Annotated in this window: 12 protein-coding genes; 9 read left to right on the top strand and 3 right to left on the bottom strand. The window is 39.7% G+C overall.

Annotation, left to right across the window (positions count from 1 at the left end; all coding sequences use genetic code 11):
• The first annotated feature begins 76 nt into the window (after nt 1–76).
• The 7 genes from OB69_RS01635 (at nt 77) to OB69_RS01605 (ending at nt 8526) form a co-directional block, all read left to right on the top strand.
• A complete protein-coding gene (locus OB69_RS01635; protein WP_053221955.1) occupies nt 77–1519 on the top strand; it encodes an O-antigen ligase family protein in 1443 nt (480 codons plus the stop codon).
• A 1-nt stretch (nt 1520) separates the two neighbouring features.
• Nucleotides 1521–2699 carry a glycosyltransferase gene (locus tag OB69_RS01630; protein WP_053221954.1) on the top strand — a complete coding sequence of 393 codons (1179 nt, stop codon included), beginning with the start codon at nt 1521–1523 and terminating at the stop codon, nt 2697–2699.
• Nucleotides 2700–2838: 139 nt separating this feature from the next.
• Nucleotides 2839–4005, top strand: a complete 1167-nt coding sequence (locus tag OB69_RS01625) for a glycosyltransferase family 4 protein (RefSeq protein WP_082338028.1) — start codon at nt 2839–2841, stop codon at nt 4003–4005.
• The gene (locus OB69_RS01620; RefSeq protein ID WP_053221952.1) at nt 4005–5306 is read left to right on the top strand and encodes an oligosaccharide flippase family protein; all 1302 of its coding nucleotides are present in this window, start codon (nt 4005–4007) and stop codon (nt 5304–5306) included. Before OB69_RS01625 ends, OB69_RS01620 begins: the two co-directional genes overlap by 1 nt.
• A gap of 7 nt (nt 5307–5313) precedes the next feature.
• On the top strand, nt 5314–6114 hold the full coding sequence (locus OB69_RS01615) for an SAM-dependent methyltransferase (RefSeq protein WP_053221951.1): 801 nt from the start codon (nt 5314–5316) through the stop codon (nt 6112–6114).
• 3 nt (nt 6115–6117) lie between these two features.
• Nucleotides 6118–7002: a glycosyltransferase family 2 protein gene (locus OB69_RS01610; RefSeq protein WP_053221950.1), complete on the top strand. Its 885-nt coding sequence runs from the start codon at nt 6118–6120 to the stop codon at nt 7000–7002.
• A 324-nt stretch (nt 7003–7326) separates the two neighbouring features.
• Entirely contained in the window at nt 7327–8526 is a 1200-nt protein-coding gene (locus tag OB69_RS01605) for a glycosyltransferase family 2 protein (RefSeq protein WP_053221949.1), read from the top strand.
• Nucleotides 8527–8569: 43 nt separating this feature from the next.
• On the opposite strand, the gene OB69_RS01600 is transcribed toward OB69_RS01605, so the two are convergent.
• Together OB69_RS01600 and OB69_RS01595 are read right to left on the bottom strand one after the other, a co-directional pair.
• Entirely contained in the window at nt 8570–9298 is a 729-nt protein-coding gene (locus tag OB69_RS01600; protein WP_053221948.1) for a LytR/AlgR family response regulator transcription factor, read from the bottom strand.
• Between the two features lie 58 nt (nt 9299–9356).
• On the bottom strand, nt 9357–12578 hold the full coding sequence (locus OB69_RS01595) for a PAS domain S-box protein (RefSeq protein WP_053221947.1): 3222 nt from the start codon (nt 12576–12578) through the stop codon (nt 9357–9359).
• Nucleotides 12579–12773: 195 nt separating this feature from the next.
• Between OB69_RS01595 and OB69_RS01590 the strand changes: the two genes are divergently transcribed.
• Nucleotides 12774–14687, top strand: a complete 1914-nt coding sequence (locus OB69_RS01590) for a M14 family metallopeptidase (protein ID WP_053221946.1) — start codon at nt 12774–12776, stop codon at nt 14685–14687.
• 186 nt (nt 14688–14873) lie between these two features.
• Here the strand turns inward: OB69_RS01590 and OB69_RS01585 are convergent, their stop codons facing one another.
• Entirely contained in the window at nt 14874–15350 is a 477-nt protein-coding gene (locus OB69_RS01585; protein WP_053221945.1) for a DUF456 domain-containing protein, read from the bottom strand.
• A 51-nt stretch (nt 15351–15401) separates the two neighbouring features.
• On the opposite strand from OB69_RS01585, the gene OB69_RS01580 reads away from it, so the two are divergent.
• Nucleotides 15402–15926 (top strand): hypothetical protein, encoded by a 525-nt coding sequence (locus tag OB69_RS01580; RefSeq protein WP_245620761.1) that lies wholly within the window; start codon nt 15402–15404, stop codon nt 15924–15926.
• Nucleotides 15927–16905 lie beyond the last annotated feature (979 nt).

The following is a 16905-nucleotide window of genomic DNA, read 5'->3' as shown; positions in this document are numbered from 1 at the left end:
CGAAGCAAAGCTTCCAGTTATCGTAATCTAAAAAATAGCCGAGGGGCAGGCAGTACTTTTATGTTAAGAAAAAAGCATGAAAAGTTACGCCAACATACCTACCAAATACGGAGTCGAGAAATTGAGATCGGGCTTTGGCCTTATCAGTTTACTCGGGCTTATCGTGGTGGGCACTGGATTAATCCTAGTTTCAGGTATGGTGGGCGCACTTATTTTGCTTGGACTCCCTTTCATCGTAACCCTACTAGCTGTTCTCTGGAGCAAGCCAAAACTTGCGCTATGGGGCAGTCTAGTGATGGGTTTTATGATTTCTGGCATTAGCCGCTACATCAATGCACCTTGGGGGTTAACCCTCGATATCCTAATGGTTTTGGCTTGGTTGATCATAATCCTCAACAAGGAAGTAAAAGTGAACTGGAAGTTCCTTAAAAACGACATTGTAATCTTCTCTACCGTTTGGATGCTTTACTTGATTTTCGAAATCGTAAATCCAGCTGGAAACGGAATCGTGGCATGGTTCTATGCCATGAGAGGCCTTGGTTTCTATCAGGCATTAAGCATTCCTCTAATTTTCTTGCTCTTCAGAGACCGAAAAGACTTCATGATTTTTTTGAACATCCTTATTGTGCTTTCCCTTATTGGAGTGGCCTGGGGTTTTAAGCAGCAAATCATTGGGGTTGATGCCGCTGAATACCGTTGGTTATGGGAGGAAGATCACCACGAAGAACACGTTTTACATGGTGTTTTAAGGGTATTCTCATTTTACAGCGATGCAGGTCAGTTTGGTGCTTCACAAGCCATGATGGCGCTATTTACCGGAATTTTAGCAACAGGCCCTTTTAAATTCAGAACTAGAGTATGGTATGCCATCTGTGCTGTATTGTTCTTCTTAGGTTTTGCTATTTCTGGTACAAGAGGCGCCCTGGCTGTGCCATTATTTGGTGGAATAGCTTACCTCATTGTTAACAAAAACTTTAAAGTATTATTAGCAGGCCTTTCGGCTATCGTGCTGGTATTCTGTATTCTAAAATACACCTTCATGTTTCAGGGTGTAGAGCAAGTGCGTAGAATGCGCACCGCCTTAGATCCAAACAACAAATCACTTTCTGTAAGGCTCGACAATCAAAAAACCTTTGGCGCCTACTTGGCCGACAAGCCGTTTGGGGCCGGAATTGGTACCGCAGGTTTTTGGGGCGCTAGGTTCAATCCAGAATCACTAATGGCCAACACCGCAACCGATAGCTGGTATGTAAAAGTTTGGGCCGAAACAGGGATTGTAGGCCTTATGATTCACCTTTCCTTTTTAGGCTTTGTATTGGGGAAAGGAGGCCACTTGGTCATGAATCTAAAAGACAAACAAGGTAAAATCTACGGACTAGGGCTATACGCCTGTATAGTCGGAGTACTCTTTTCCAGCTATGGAAACCAAGTATTTGGCCAAATGCCAACAGGCATGGTAATGAACATGGCCATCCCTTTTCTTTTTTTAATCAAAGAATGGAAACCACTAAAAAACTGATATGGAAACGTTAATCATCATTTTACTCGCTGTATTGATCGCCTACTTTGGTGGGTCTGCCCTTTACCTTTTCGTGTTGGCCTTGGCCTCGAAGGTAAAACAACGCTCTAGTTTTCAATCAGTTGAAAAAAGAAATAAGTTTTTGGTGATGGTACCTGCTTATAAAGAAGATGCCGTAATCATAGAAAGTACAAAGCGCAATATGGCTTTGCGTTACCAATACCCTAAGAGAGCTTTTGACTACGTGGTGATTGCCGATGGTTTGAAACTGGAAACAGTAAAAACCCTCAGAAACCTTGGTGCTGATGTGTTGGAAGTGAAGTTTGAAAAAAGCACCAAGGTGAAATCACTTCAAGAAGCCATGAAGGTGTATGGTGAGAATAGGGCTTATGATGCCACAGTAATCTTAGATGCTGATAACGTAATGGACATGCATTTTCTGGCCAAAGCGAATCAGTATGTAAATACTGGAATGAAAGCCATTCAAGGCAATCGGGCTGCGGCAAATGGTCAAAATACCATTGCTTTATTGGATGGTCTTTCAGAATTCGCCAACCAAGAAATGATTTGCAAAGGTGCCAATGTGTTGGGCTTGTCTTCAAAATTATCTGGCTCAGCCATGGTTTTCGATTTCGAATTGTTCAAAAGCGTAGTTTTTGACTTAACGGCCATCGGTGGTTTTGACAAGGAACTGGAATTGGCTTTTACAGCAAAAAAGGTCTTCATACATTTTGCAGAAGACTTAGTGATCAAAGATGAGAAAGTGGGTTCATTTCAGCACTTCTCTAAGCAGAGAGGTCGCTGGTTGGAGTCACAGTACACTTTCCTAAAAAAATCGATTAAACCAGCCTTCAAAGCGCTTTTAAAAGGCAACTTCGATTACTTCCACAAAACAATGCAATTGGCCTTACCGCCACGCGCCTTGGCTCCTTTCGTAATGCTAATGCTAGTTCTGCTTTCATTGCTTACAGGGAATGTGGTTTTGATTACGCTAGCAACCATCGGAACTGTAGCCAACTTTGGAGCCTATGTAGTTTGTCTTCCTTTCAAAGTGCTACTAAAAAATGGCTTAAAGCTAATTGTAGCCCTACCAAAATTAGTGCTGTCAACACTAATTGCCTTCACTTGGATGAAGAAGTCACGCACTGAATTTATTCACACACCACATAACGCTGTTTAGTCATGTTTGAAGGAATGCCTTGGCCACTCCTGCTTCCTATAGCAACACTATTTCTAGTTTGGGGAGTCATGAGATCTAAATTAGAATTGGCTGCTGAAGCCAAAAAAGAAAAGAAGAAAAGCGCTAAAAGAAAGAAAAAATGAAGCCCACTAACATGAACATATTATTGATCTGTAAATCTCTTCCGTGGAGATTTAAGGGCGGAATTCAAACACACACTTGGAACCTCGCTTTGGCCTTAACCGAGAAAGGACATTCAGTGTCTGTACTCACTGGTGGCGCTTACCGCGAAGCCGAAAAGTACTATGAAATTGACGGTGTTAATATCATCGAAATTCCATTTTTCCCAGGCAGATACCTAAAGCCAATCTCTAATTTAGCCGAAGAATTTAGCTTTAACTGGCAGGTAAAAAACTGGGTAAAGAAAAACCACAGTTGTTTCAATGTGATACACGCCCAAGGACGCAGCGGATACTTATTATATATGATTCCTGCGCTTAAAGGTAGATTAGCCAATACAATCCATGGAATTATAAGCAGAGAGAGTAGTAGCGAAAAAGGTTGGAGTTTCAATTCAAAACTACACGCTTGGCTTACTCAAAAGATAGAATACAAACTTTTAAAAGCCGCCCATCTTAAGATTGCAGTAAGCGAAGATGTGTGCAAAGAAATTAGCCTATCAAACCATTTAGAAGGGGTAGAAGTAATTCCAAACGGAGTAAAACTTTCTACAGTAGAAGCGATCACAAACCAACAAATTTTGGTAGGTGATAAAATTAAGTTTCTTTTCGTAGGAAGACTTCACCCAGTAAAAGGATTGGTACCAGTGATTACCGCAATAGCAAAGACCAAATCAAAAATTCAGTTGGATATTGTTGGAAACGGCCCGCAGTACAAAACACTTAAAGATTTGATCAAGAAGCATAAGCTAGAAAGTCAAATCACATTATTGGGAGAATTTTCCAACGCTCAAATTCATGAAGCAATTCCTTCATATCGCGCTTTATTACTCCCGTCATCTTACGAAACACAAGGCATCGTTTTACTAGAAGCCAATGCGCATGGAGTGCCTGTTGTAGCCACCGATTTAGCTGCCATTCGTGAGTCGGTGAGCCATGGTGAAAATGGGCTGCTTTGCAACATTGAACAGCCAGAATCTTATGTATGTGCTATGGAATACCTTTTAGAAAACCCAGCCGAAGCTGAAAGAATGGGTGCAATTGGCAAAGAAAGAATTTCATCAGTTTTCACTTGGGACAGAGTAGCCGAGCGCACAATTGAGTCTTATCAAAAACTTGCAGTATAATGATCAAATCACTGAAAAATAGCGCCATGTTCTCGAACAGCCTATATTCTATTACAGGCCAAGCCTCATTCCTAGTGAGCAATTTCCTACTCTTTATTGTGCTTCTTAAAGAATTTCCTCAAGAAGCCGTGGGGGTTTGGGCGCTGTTCATTACTGTAATATCCATTGTAGACAGCATGCGTCAGGGCTTAATTCAGAACGGACTGACACGTTTGCTAATTCAAAAAGCGGACGAAGAAGCACAACAAGCTGGCTCGGGTTTAACCATCAATTTCTCTGTAATCATTCTAAGTGCTATCCTACTCTACTTTGGTGCTGGGCTTCTGGCCAACCTATGGGAAGCTCCTGCCCTAATTGAATTGTTCAAACAAAGCTGGAAGCCATTGGTGAGTTTAGGCACAATTCAGATGATGAACATTCTCTGTTTCGCTAAAAACAAGTTCAAGCTTTATGCTAGACTAAACCTGATTTACATGGTTACTTTTTTAACCATAATGGTGACGGTTTGGTACACTGGAAACTTGAGTTTCAATGCCATTCTAAATGGTCAATTATTGGCCGTAATTCCTTCCGTTACTTACATGCACGTTAAGCATCCGATTGCCATTGCAATGCCAAAAATGGCAATCATTAAAGAGCTACTTGGTTTCGGAAAATACATTGCAGGAACCAACCTTTTATCCTTGCTTTTTAACAAAGCCGATGTGCTTATGATTGCTTATTTTCTTGATCCAATTTCACTCGCACTTTTCCATTTCGCATCAAGAATTATTCAGTACATAGAGCTTCCATTAACGGCACTTAGCCAAGTCATTTATCCGCGATTAGCAGCAAGTTATCATGCAAACGGTGTCAGTCAGCTAAAGAAAGAATATGGCCGGTCAATACTCACGTTATTAGCACTCATAATTCCAGGAGTAATGGTTATAGATATTTTCAATACCAGTATTATAAATATTTTATCATCAGAAGATTACCTATCGTCATCTCAATTGATAATTATACTATCTATTGGTTGTTTGTTCAAGCCTTGGGGTCGTGTATTCGGGCTTACATTGGACGCTATAGGTAAGCCCAAAGTAAACTTTCAGATGCTGGCTTTCAGCCTATTAGTAAATATTGCAATGAATGCCTGGCTAATTCCTCAATATGGTGTTACAGGTGCGGCTATAGCAACTACTAGCAGTATCATTATTACCATCTTATTAGGTCAAATAAGAATCAAGAAATATGTAGACATTTCTCCTTTATCGGAAGTGTTTAATTCATTCAAGATCAAAACATTAATAGCCACAAAATAAACTCATTATGGAACTTACTTTTGGCAACGCACAAATTTATACTAGTGAGCGAATGAAGGGCAATCCCCTACTCGCAAAACTGTTTAATAAAGTGTTCGGGTACACCAATGTGGGCAATTATGCGCGCTTTACCATATTCAAAAAACTGATTAAAAATATTCCTTTCAAAGGAGATGAAAACATCCTTGATTTAGGCACTGGATTTGGCGAGTACGCCATCAGTTTGGCTACCGCTTTCCCTAACTCAAAGGTGCACGCTTTAGACATAGATCAAAGCAGAATCAATAGCCTAAACGAAGCGCTTTACAAGTCTGAAATTAAGAACATAAAAACCTATTCCGACTACCTAGATCGCACCAAAATTAAGGAGCTTGACTTCGCCTTTTCGATTGATGTTTTCGAGCACATTGCTCCAGAAGACATGCCTTTCAATACGGTGCATGATCGACTGAAAAAAGGTGGTTATTTTATGGTGAAAATTCCGAATGTAGAACAAAAAACAATTTTGCCAGATCGCTACTTTGCCGATCATGATGAATGGCTAGAAGAAGAACATATAGGACAAGTGTACGACCTCGATGGATTGAAGAAGAAGTTTGAGCAAGAGGGTTTCGAGGTGGTACATGCCTCCTATTCTGATGGGTATTTATCCAGATTGGCTTGGGAACTTGCTTACCTAGGAAAGAAAGCAGGCGTAGTAACTCAATTGTTAAGCTTGCCTTTGGCCAAAGGTTTAATCCATATGGACCGTTGGTTTCATCATGGAAAATGGGGCAACGCAATACAGGTAATTGGTAAAAAAAAGTAAATCATGGAAAGCCCACTAGTCAGTATTATTACGGTAAACTACAAGCAAGCGCAAGTTACTTGTGAGTTATTGGATTCAATAGCGAAACTCAGCTACCCTAATTTAGAAGTCATTGTGGTAGACAATGCTCAGCCGAATGACGACACGCAGCTTTACCGCCAACACTTAGAAAATGTTGTGGTGATCAACAAAAAAGAAAACTTGGGTTTTGCTGGAGGAAATAACGAAGGCGTTAAGGCCGCTCAGGGCGATTACATTTTACTTCTAAATAATGACACGGAAATTAAGAACGGAACTATTGAGACACTCTTAAATTGCTTTACTAGCCCATCTGTGGGTGCAGTGAGTCCGGTGATTAAATATTTTGACGCGCCAGATACAATTCAGTTCGCAGGTTTTACAGAAATCAACAAACTGACAGGCCGTAACGAACTGATAAAATCGCGCCCTCAACCCACAGGAACTGTATCTACCCCCTATTTCCACGGGGCTGCAGTCATGATTCCTCGGTTTGTGATAAATCAATGTGGCTTAATGCCCGAAGACTATTTTTTGTATTACGAAGAATTAGATTGGTCCAGAATGTTTCGAGAAGCAGGTTTTGAACTGAAAGTGTGTATGGACGCGGAAATTCTTCACAAAGAATCAATCTCGACCGGAAAAAACAGTCCGCTAAAAGTATACTACCAAACCCGGAATAGAATCTATTTTATGAAGCGCCAGAAAGGACAGAGAAACACAGCCTTCCTACTTTTCTTCCTCCTACTCAGTTCACCTAAAAACATTGTTAGCCATTTATTGAAATCGGAGTTTAAGCATTTTAGAGCTTTCACCAAAGGGGTTTGGGATGCATTGATTTTAAGGAAAGTGGGGTTTGTGAGGGTTTAAACTTAAACTCAGGCTCTTAGTCAATTCGAATACCGTCAATGAAACCTTTAAGAATAGAGTGATAATCATTGACCATCAAAGTAGCCCCTACAATATAACCCGTTATTACTGCATATACCTTTTTTACATTCCTACTTTAGTACCTTTTTTGGTACTAAACACATCTTAGTACCTTTTTTAGTACTAGGCTACTTCTCTCAATCTCACTTAAAACTGAGCCACCTAACCTGATAAGCTGCTCATCGCCTAAAGTCTGCAACTCATCGAAATTAACTCATTTCAGTTCAGGATTCGGCTACTTTTATCCTACTAAACAAACAGCATATGGAAACGCTCTTTTGGATTTCGACCTTTACTATTCTTTACTCATTTGCCGGATACGGTATACTGATAACCTTGCTTAATAAGTGGAAGAAAAAGAAAAACACCAATACAGCCTTCTCTGAAGAAGACTGGCCTGAGGTTACTCTACTGATTGCAGCTTATAACGAAGCTGAGATTATAAGACAAAAAATTGCCAATTGTGAAAAAATCGATTACCCTAAAGATAGGTTAAAAGTGCTTTTCGTTACCGATGGCTCAACAGACCAAACTAACGATATTATCAAGCAGTATAATAGTGTTTCATTCAGCTTTAGCCCAGAAAGAAAAGGTAAAATAGCCGCAGTAAACCGCATAATGCGATACATTACTTCGCCAATTACTGTGTTTAGTGACGCAAATGTAATGATGAACCCTGGTGCAATAAAGGCTTTGGTTCAGCCCTTTGAATCTAATTTGATGGGCGCTGTTTCGGGCGAAAAAATAGTATTGAGTGAAACTGAAGATAATGCCAGTGCTTCTGGTGAAGGTTTTTACTGGAAGTATGAGTCATTCCTAAAAAAGCAAGATGCCGAATGGAACACTTTAGTGGGTTCAGCTGGTGAGTTATTTGCCATCAGAACTCGATTATTCGTTCCTACAGAAGAAAATACTCTTATAGAAGACTTTGTGATGACCATGCGCATTGCAGCAGATGGCTATAAAGTTGGCTACGAACCTAGTGCCATGGCAACAGAAACTGCCTCGGCAAACATTGCAGAAGAAACCAAAAGAAAAGTGAGAATAAGCGCTGGGGGAATTCAGGCGGTGATCAAACTGGTAAAGCTGTTGAATGTTTTTAAGTACGGAAAACTCACCTTTCAGTATGTGTCGCACCGTGCCTTGCGTTGGACACTCATGCCATTGGCTTTGATTGGGGCTTTTGCCAGTACATTGTGGCTTGCCGACACACATTGGTTTTACAATTTAGCGTTTAGAGCTCAATCCATCTTCTATCTGCTTGCCTTCTTTGGCTATGTAATTAGAGACCAAAAAACATCATACAAACTGCTCCACATCCCCTACTACTTTGTTTATATGCACATTTGCGTAGTAAAGGGTTGGATAAAATACTTCAAAGGAAATCAAAAGGTAACCTGGGATAAATCTGAAAGAGTAATCTTAAAAAGTTCAGAAAATCAACTTTCGGTGGTGAGAAACTAAAAGAGGAACCAATAGCTCCTCTTTTTCAATATTTTTAAACTGACTAAAGCAAGTTCAATCGCTTCATTAAAGCTTCTTTATTGGCCCTAGAAATAGGAATTACCTTATCTTCAATCAGTAAGTTCGATTCTTCAATATCTACGATTTTAGATAGATTGACCACGAAAGACCGATGTACTTTCTGGAAGTTAAATTCTTCCAATCGGTCTTGAACCTTTTTCATGGTACTGTGTACTATATAGCCCTTATTAGCGGTTTTAAACAGTGCATAATCTCCCTTGGCTTCTATATAAAGTATATCCTCTATTTTTACTTTTATCAGCTTAGCGTCTACTTTCAGGAAAATGCTATTGTCTATAATCTTCGACATTCCACTGCTTTTTTCAGCAGATTTAAGCCTTTCGTAAGAGCCCATCGCCACTTCAATAGCCGCATTAATATCTTTTACGCCATAAGGTTTTACCAGGTAACCAAACGGCCCTCTTTCTCTGGCCCTTGAAACAGTGGTATTATCGGCAAAAGCAGTGGTAAAAATGAAAGGAATGTCAAATTGGTCGTTGATAATTTCGGCCAAATCTACACCGTCAATATCTCCTCCAATTTGAATATCGAGCAGTGCCAATTCTGGCGAATGTTGATTACAAAGTTCAATGGCATCATCGGCATTGGCAGCAACACCCACTACTTTATGATCTAACATTTCTAGGATATCTTTAAGACTATCCGAAATCATTATATCATCTTCTACAATTAATATCTTTAACTGGCTCATTCCTTAAATAAGATTTGAGTTAAAGATAATAATTATATAGTCTTAAAAAAGACTTGACTTATCGAGTTGGAATAATAACTATAAATTCAGAGCCCATATCTTGTTCACTATTAACGGAAATGGTACCTCCGTGCATCTCTACAAATTCTTTCACAATAGAAAGCCCAAGGCCTGTACCTTGAATGTTTTTAACATTTGTAGCCCTATAAAAAGAGGCAAACAATCCTTTTTGATCCTTCTTTGGAATTCCTATACCATAATCTTTAAAGGTGATTTTCACCTCATTCGTTTTTTCATAAGATAAGATAACCTTGGGGTCATCTTTTCCTTCTGAATATTTAAAAGCATTTGAAATAAGATTGGCCACGACATGATCAAATAAATTGACATCGATATTGATGGGTTGTGCTACACCGATAACAGAAAAGTCAATAGATCTACCGTCCTTTCTATTTTCAGTTAATTGAGTTACGGCTTTTTTAATTAGCTCATGAAGGTCGGTTGGTTTTTTATTTATTTCCACACGCCCTGCCTCTATTTTACCCAACATCAAAATATCGTTCATCAAGAAAGTTACCCTTCCTATTTCTGACTCAATTCTATCGAGGTATTTATTATAACCCTCGAAATGCTCTGGGAATTGGTTTTCGAGCTTGAATGCTATTAAGTCTGTATTTTGCTTTATCGTAGTCAGCGGGGTTCTAAACTCGTGAGAAGTCATAGAAACAAATCTAGACTTAAGTTCATTCAACTCACGCTCTTTATTGAGTGCTTTCTCCATTTCATTTTGCACCTCTTTTTGAATGGTAATATCTCTTACAAAAGCAGTAAATGAATGAATTCCATTTCTAACAATGGGTAGAATAGCCAGCTCAATCGGGAATTCCTCGCCACTTTTACGCATAGCTGTAATTTCAATGCGCTGGTTTAGAACAGGCCCCTGTTTTGTTTTAAAGTAATTTTTCATTCCCGCATCATGTGCTGAATGATGTTTAGAAGGAATGATATTATTTGTTAGTGGTTCACCAATTACCTCTTCAGCTTTCCAGCCGAAAATCACTTCCGCTTGAGGGTTCCACTCTGTGATTAAGCCTTTTTGGTCAATTGTGATAATTCCGTCAAGTGCTGAGTTAATAATTGTTCGAAGCTTATTTTCATTTTCTTTTAATTCTCGCTCGGCTATCAGTTGTCTTCGCTTTGCCTTAGCATTCTTCAGTCTATTAGATGCTAAATTAGCAAGAGTAGTAAGTGTAGTTAAGTGCTCATCCTTAAAGAAATTTTTCTGCTTGTGTTCTGAATCTATAACCCCAATTACCTTATTGTCAGCAATTATAGGCACCGTAATTTCAGAGAGCCTTAGTCCATCAATATCTTTATATCTGCTATCTTTAGAAGTATCGCTTATAATTTCGGCTACCCCAGTTTCAGCAACATGTCCAACTATTCCTTCTCCAAGTTTCACCTGAATTGGGTCTATTATTGTTCTATCTTTCGACATATTTGGCCCATAAAGTGCCAACTGTTCTAAACAGTTATGGTCTTCATTAAAAACGTAGACAACGCAGTCTTCAAAACCAAACTCGTCAATAACATTTTCAGCAATCTCCCAGGCTATTTCTACAATATCTTCTTTTACCAACAGCTTGGTAACGAAACCGTTGATCGCTTTTAGATAGCTTTCATTTTCAGACAGTTTAGCATTTCTTAATCTTAAAGTTTCGCGCTCCTTAGCTAGCTCCTTTTGGTTTTCGTCTTGGCTAATAATAAAGCCAATGTATTTTGCCAGAAGATCGATAAACTCAAGATCGTAAGCATCAAAGGGCTGTTCACGTGCTTCTACACAAGTGAAATTAACTGTACCTCTCCTTTTTCCATTTACCGAATAAGGGGAGGCTATGTATGTTTCAATACCAAACTTACTAAATGCGATATGGTCTGAATAATCAGATTTACTAAAATTATGAATTGCAATTTTTGAATCAAGATTAAAGGTAATGTCACAGTAAGTTTCTTGCAGCTTAAAGTGCTGTTCAGCCGAATCTGCCGGCTCTTCATCATTTAAATAGCTATGCTGAACATAATAATCATCGCCTTCAATCCTACTTACAATCCCAAAAGGTAAATTAAGATAGTTAGCAGCAATCTTCATCCCTTCATTGATTTGACAGTTAAGATCTAAACCAATGTTGGAGGTCATTTCGTTTAAAAGCTCTAAACCTACCCTGTATTTATCTAAGCGACTGCGGGTATATATGAGTTCTTCCTCATCTTTCTTTCTGCCCGTAATATCCATGTGAATCCCTAAAGACCCTATTCTTTCACCATCAAAATTGTAGTTGGGAGCACCACTAATCAAACACCAAATTGGTCGGCCATCTTTATGTTTCAGCATTACTTCATAAACACTAGCTACACCTTGCGCCCGCTTGTCATGCTCTCTATCAATAATCTCCTTTGTCTGTTTTGGAACTAAAATATCGGAAGCAACATTGCCAATAAGCTCTTCTGGTGTATAGCCAGTAATGCTACACATGGCCTCGTTTACGTAGAGAATTTTTTCATCTAAGTCTACTTCTAAAAGACCAAACTGAAGGTTTTGAATAATACCTCGGTATTTTTCTTCGGATTTCAGTAATAGTTGATCAGATACATGTCGGTCAGTTATATCTCTGGCTACCGACATCATTCCTAAAATACCATGTTCATCTTCAAGAATCTGCACGTTCTGACCAATCCAAATTACTTCACCATTTGCACAAACAATTGGAAACTCCAAGTAAGTGGTTGTTTCACCCTTGGCCATTTGATTTTGGTAAAAATGAATTACTCTTTCCTTGTGGTCATCTCGAATCAAATCGACATATCGCATCCCAATTACTTCGTCCTTGCTGTAACCCACAGCCTTTAATGCCTTGGGATTTGCATAGGTGAAACAGCCTTGGGTATCTGTTTCATAAATAATGTCATTTGCCGCTTCCACCAACATTTTGTAGCGGTTAATCGACTTTGATCTAGAAGAGTATGATTTTTTATGCTGCAAATCGAAAGAAATATGATATAAACTATCTGAGTACCGAATACTAAGATAATACATTGCATGGTTCATTTCGAATTGTATGTTCTCTTTCTTAGATAAATCTGAAGAAATACAATGCCATAGATTTTCTCCAATCTTTTCTCCTTCTACGAGTCCTAATTGGGAATTCCAGATTGAGGGTACAAACTGTTTACTGACTAAAAGTCCGTTACTGGTAATGGTTATTTGAGGCTGTGTGTTCACTTGGGCTGAGTTGTGCAATACAAATGAATAGAATTAATAGTTGGTACAATGATTCTTTCGATAACTGACAGTATTATTCGATAACTGACCGAAATCATCGATAAATGAATTAAGGTCTTCCCAGCCACTCCAATAATAGCACGCCTATCAATCTGATTTTCTTCCTATCTTCCAATTCAAACAACCATATAGAAAATGAATAGAAAACACATTCTACTATTTTTGTTGCTCTACTCCCCTATGCTTTTTGCTCAAGAAGTAAGAGTACTGAACCCTATAACTTGGCCCGAATCTGATAAAGACACCGCCACATACACCGTAAAAGGCGAAAGGCATGGTGTTAGTTTTTTTAAACAGTATAGACACCCTGAAGTACAATATGAGCCAATGAAGCAGCTCACCTTCGACACCTACCACACCGTAAACGTAATGTATTACTGGTATAAAGTATGGGCCGAAAAGTATCCAGACATTGTAGACTTGTATCAGGTAGGCACCAGCTTTGAAGGTCGACCAATTTTACAGATGACCTTGACCAATAAAAAAACTGGCAAAGACACCGATAAACCAGCCGCTTACTTTGAAGGTGGCCGCCATAGCGGAGAAATTACCAGTAGCGAATCCATTCTCTGGCTCACTCAACACCTATTAGAAAACTATGGTAGCGACCCCGCCATTACCAAACTGATCGACACTAAGGCGATTTACCTGAGACCACAAAACAATCCTGATGGTTCGAACCTCTATTTAAACACTGCCCAAAGAAACCGTTCTACGGTAAGGCCACACGATAATGATAGAGATGGTTTACTAGATGAAGACGATGAAGAAGATTTAGACGGAGACGGAATTATATACCAGATTCGAGTAAAAGCCAAAAAAGGGGAAAAAGGCACACATATTATTGACCCAAGAGACCCGAAAGGACGTTTAATGAAGCGTTCAGAAAATGGTGATTACTTTGTTTATAGCGAAGGAATCGACAATGATGGTGACGGCCGTTTTAATGAAGATGGCATTGGCGGATTAGACCTTCATAGAAACTACCCTGAAAACTGGCGACCTGATACGGGTGAAGATGAAACAAGCAGGGGCTATACACAAAATGGAGCCGGAGCTTTCCCCATGTCCGAACCAGAATCGCGCTCTATTGTAATGTGGATGCTTACTCACCCTAATATTTCAGTAGCCAACTCTATGGACACCCGAGTGCCAATGCACTTAAGAGCTCCTTCTACTTCGAAAAGTGAAGAAAGAATGTATCCTGAAGATTTGGACATCTACAAAAAATACGATCAAATTGGAATGGACATTACCGGCTACCCTTGGGCTGGCGATGTATATGAAACTTATGCCACACGCTACAAAGTGAACCCTTCTACTGGCGACCCATTAAAACCTAGTCCGCTGTTCGGCCATGGTCCTGATTTTGGGTACTTCTATTACGGAGCAATCTGGTATGGCGATGAGCTATGGAACAATGGTGCCATGAAAGATTACGATAATGATGGCATTTATGACGATTATGATGGACTGCGTTGGGACGATGAAGAAAACGGAGGTCGTGGTTTTAAAGAATGGGAACCTTTCGATCATCCAACATTAGGCAAAGCCGAAATCGGTGGTTTTCACCCTAAATTCTTTGGTCAAAACGGACCACCTTGGCAATTAGAAAACTGGGCGAAAAAGCAAGCACTCTTCAATTTAGCCATGGCCATGGATTTACCACAAATTACTTTAAACGATGTAAGTGTAGAAAGCAAAGGCAAAGACACCTATATAGTGAAGGTGAAATTCACTAATACAGGCCAATTACCCACTGCTCTTAAACAGGCACAATTGGTTAAAATTGTACGCGAAGACCGTGTTCAGTTACAGTTCGATTCGAAACTAACCCGAGGCGGTGATGAGGCTCAAGTGCAAATCATTAATCCTACTCTATCTGACAAAACTCAGTATATGGACAGAACGCTGCCAGGCCAAAGCCAAGAAGCTACTTTTGAAATTAAACTGAACAAAATCAAGGGCGCTAAAGCAAAAGTGGAAATCCTTTCCACACGAGGTGGTTATATAGAAACTGAGGTAACCATCGGTACACCAGAAAAATAATAGCACCAACAACACCCTAATCAACAGCCTGAAAATCAATGTGTTTTCAGGCTGTTTCGTTTCCTACCCTCTTCAACTAAAAGATAAAAACCAAACATGTTGAAAGATAAATATATTTTAATATTAACATATTTAATTTTATTAATATATATAAAACTCTAGCTTAACGACCTGAACAAAAACAGCTTAGAATAAATAGATAATGAAGTAATAGGCCATTACAAAACAAGCGATAAGCTTAAGCAGTGTGCCTGCCAAAAAACCAAGAAACGAGCCCAGTGCTGAACGCATGGCCTTATTAGTATCTTGCCCAGCGCTCATTTCGCCAACAAAAGCACCCAACAACGGACCGATAATAATTCCAAAAGGAGGAAAAAAGAACATACCTATAATTAAACCTATAGTACTCCCCCACACCCCTTTTTTAGTTCCGCCAAAACGCTTGGTTCCATAAATGGGAACAATGTAATCTAGCACCGTAACGGCAACAGTAATTAAAGCCAATGTCCATAAAGTATCTTCTGGAATATCAGTTCTAGCTGTAAAATGGAGGAAAAGCAATCCAAGAAAACTAACAGGTGGCCCAGGTAGAATGGGTAAAAAACAGCCTGCAACACCCACAAGCATAAAAACGATACCTAAAACAATAAGTAGTATATCCATGGCTAAAAAAATGATTGATATTTAAAGATGATTAATTTTGGTGTATAAGTCATGATGGACATTCGAAAACAACTTTTAAAGGAACATTCCAAAGAGAATACGAACCTCATCGTTTCTTATGTTGCCGAACAACAGGAACGGTTTGATGCGCTGATGAACTTATTCCTAAGCGATGAATATCGCGTAACGCAAAGGGCTGCTTGGGTAGTTGGTGAAATTGGTAGAAAGAAAGTAGAAATGCTTAAACCACATTTGAAAGCAATGGTGTTCAACCTTAAGCAACCCAATTTACATGACTCCATTAAACGCAACACCGTCCGTGTGCTTCAGGAACTCGAAATTCCAGAAAGCCTTTGGGGTGAAGTAGCCGACATTTGCTTTGGCTATTTGGCTTCTAAAAGTGAAGCCATAGCTATTAAATGCTTTTCCATGACCGTGCTTTTGAATATTACCCAAAAGGTACCTGAGCTAAAAAGCGAACTTCAAATTCTTATTGAAGACCAAATGCCATATGGCTCTGCCGGCTTTAAATCCAGAGGAAAACGTACGTTAAAGGCGCTTGAGAAAATCCAATAAGAGTCCCCATTGCTCACCACAAAAGTCAACCGAACCGTCATAGTAAACCTGCAAGTGCACATCGAAGTGAATGAGCTTACGTGAAGCAATCTCACTGATTATTAACCGCAAAGGGCGCGGAGTTTCACAAAGAGTATATACAATGTATGCAATGCGTATTCAGCTCTGCCGAGCCAACTTTAAATAAAGATTGCTTCGTGCCTCGCAATGACCGTGACCGATGGCTCACCGCAAAACCCAAACATTCGCGCCACAAACGCCAACTTAACTGTCATTGCGAACCTGTCAATAAACATCGAAGTGAATGAGCTTACGTGAAGCAATCTCACTGATTACTTAAACCTCTGCCCTATTTCGAGCCGTCATTTCGCAGCTTGCGGAGAAATCTTTTCACTTTCCTTAGATCAAGATTAACTGTACCAAAAGGTTATTGCGCCCCTTCAGGGCTTGATTAATTTTAATACTGATATTGGAATGGCCTGTACCCATTCCTATGGTATTACGCCCCGCTGGGGCCTACAAAGGTGTCGCCCCAGCGGGGCTTAATGTAGAATGGGTATTTCTTTATGCTACAAAGGGGCCACCCCGCTGGGGTTTTACTTTTACACAAGCATTCTACTTCTCTTAGCCCTGTAAGGGCGTAACATCAAAACGAAGGGTGCAGCCCTTCGGTAGTCAAGACTACGACTCACATAAGTCCTGTAGGGACGAGATAATAAAACATGTAAGTGCCATTACCCACTGTCGCAGGTTCTCCGAACCTGTGACTACTTTAACCTAGGACTCTGTTCTTGAGTTACCTTATTTACTAAGTCTCATAGCAAGCGGACCCTGAAACAAGTTCAGGATGACGGTCAATTTAAGCCTATTCAGAGCAGCATGCTCGACTGGTTTCAGGTTTAAATGGTTAATAACATCACTAGGTACCTTTTACACAAATAGCCCACGGTTGAAACCGTGGGCAATAAATGAATAAGCT

The sequence above is a fragment of the Roseivirga seohaensis subsp. aquiponti genome (assembly GCF_001267955.1).
GTDB classification, from domain to species: Bacteria; Bacteroidota; Bacteroidia; order Cytophagales; family Cyclobacteriaceae; genus Roseivirga; species Roseivirga seohaensis.
This window is presented reverse-complemented; position numbering and strand designations above follow the sequence as displayed.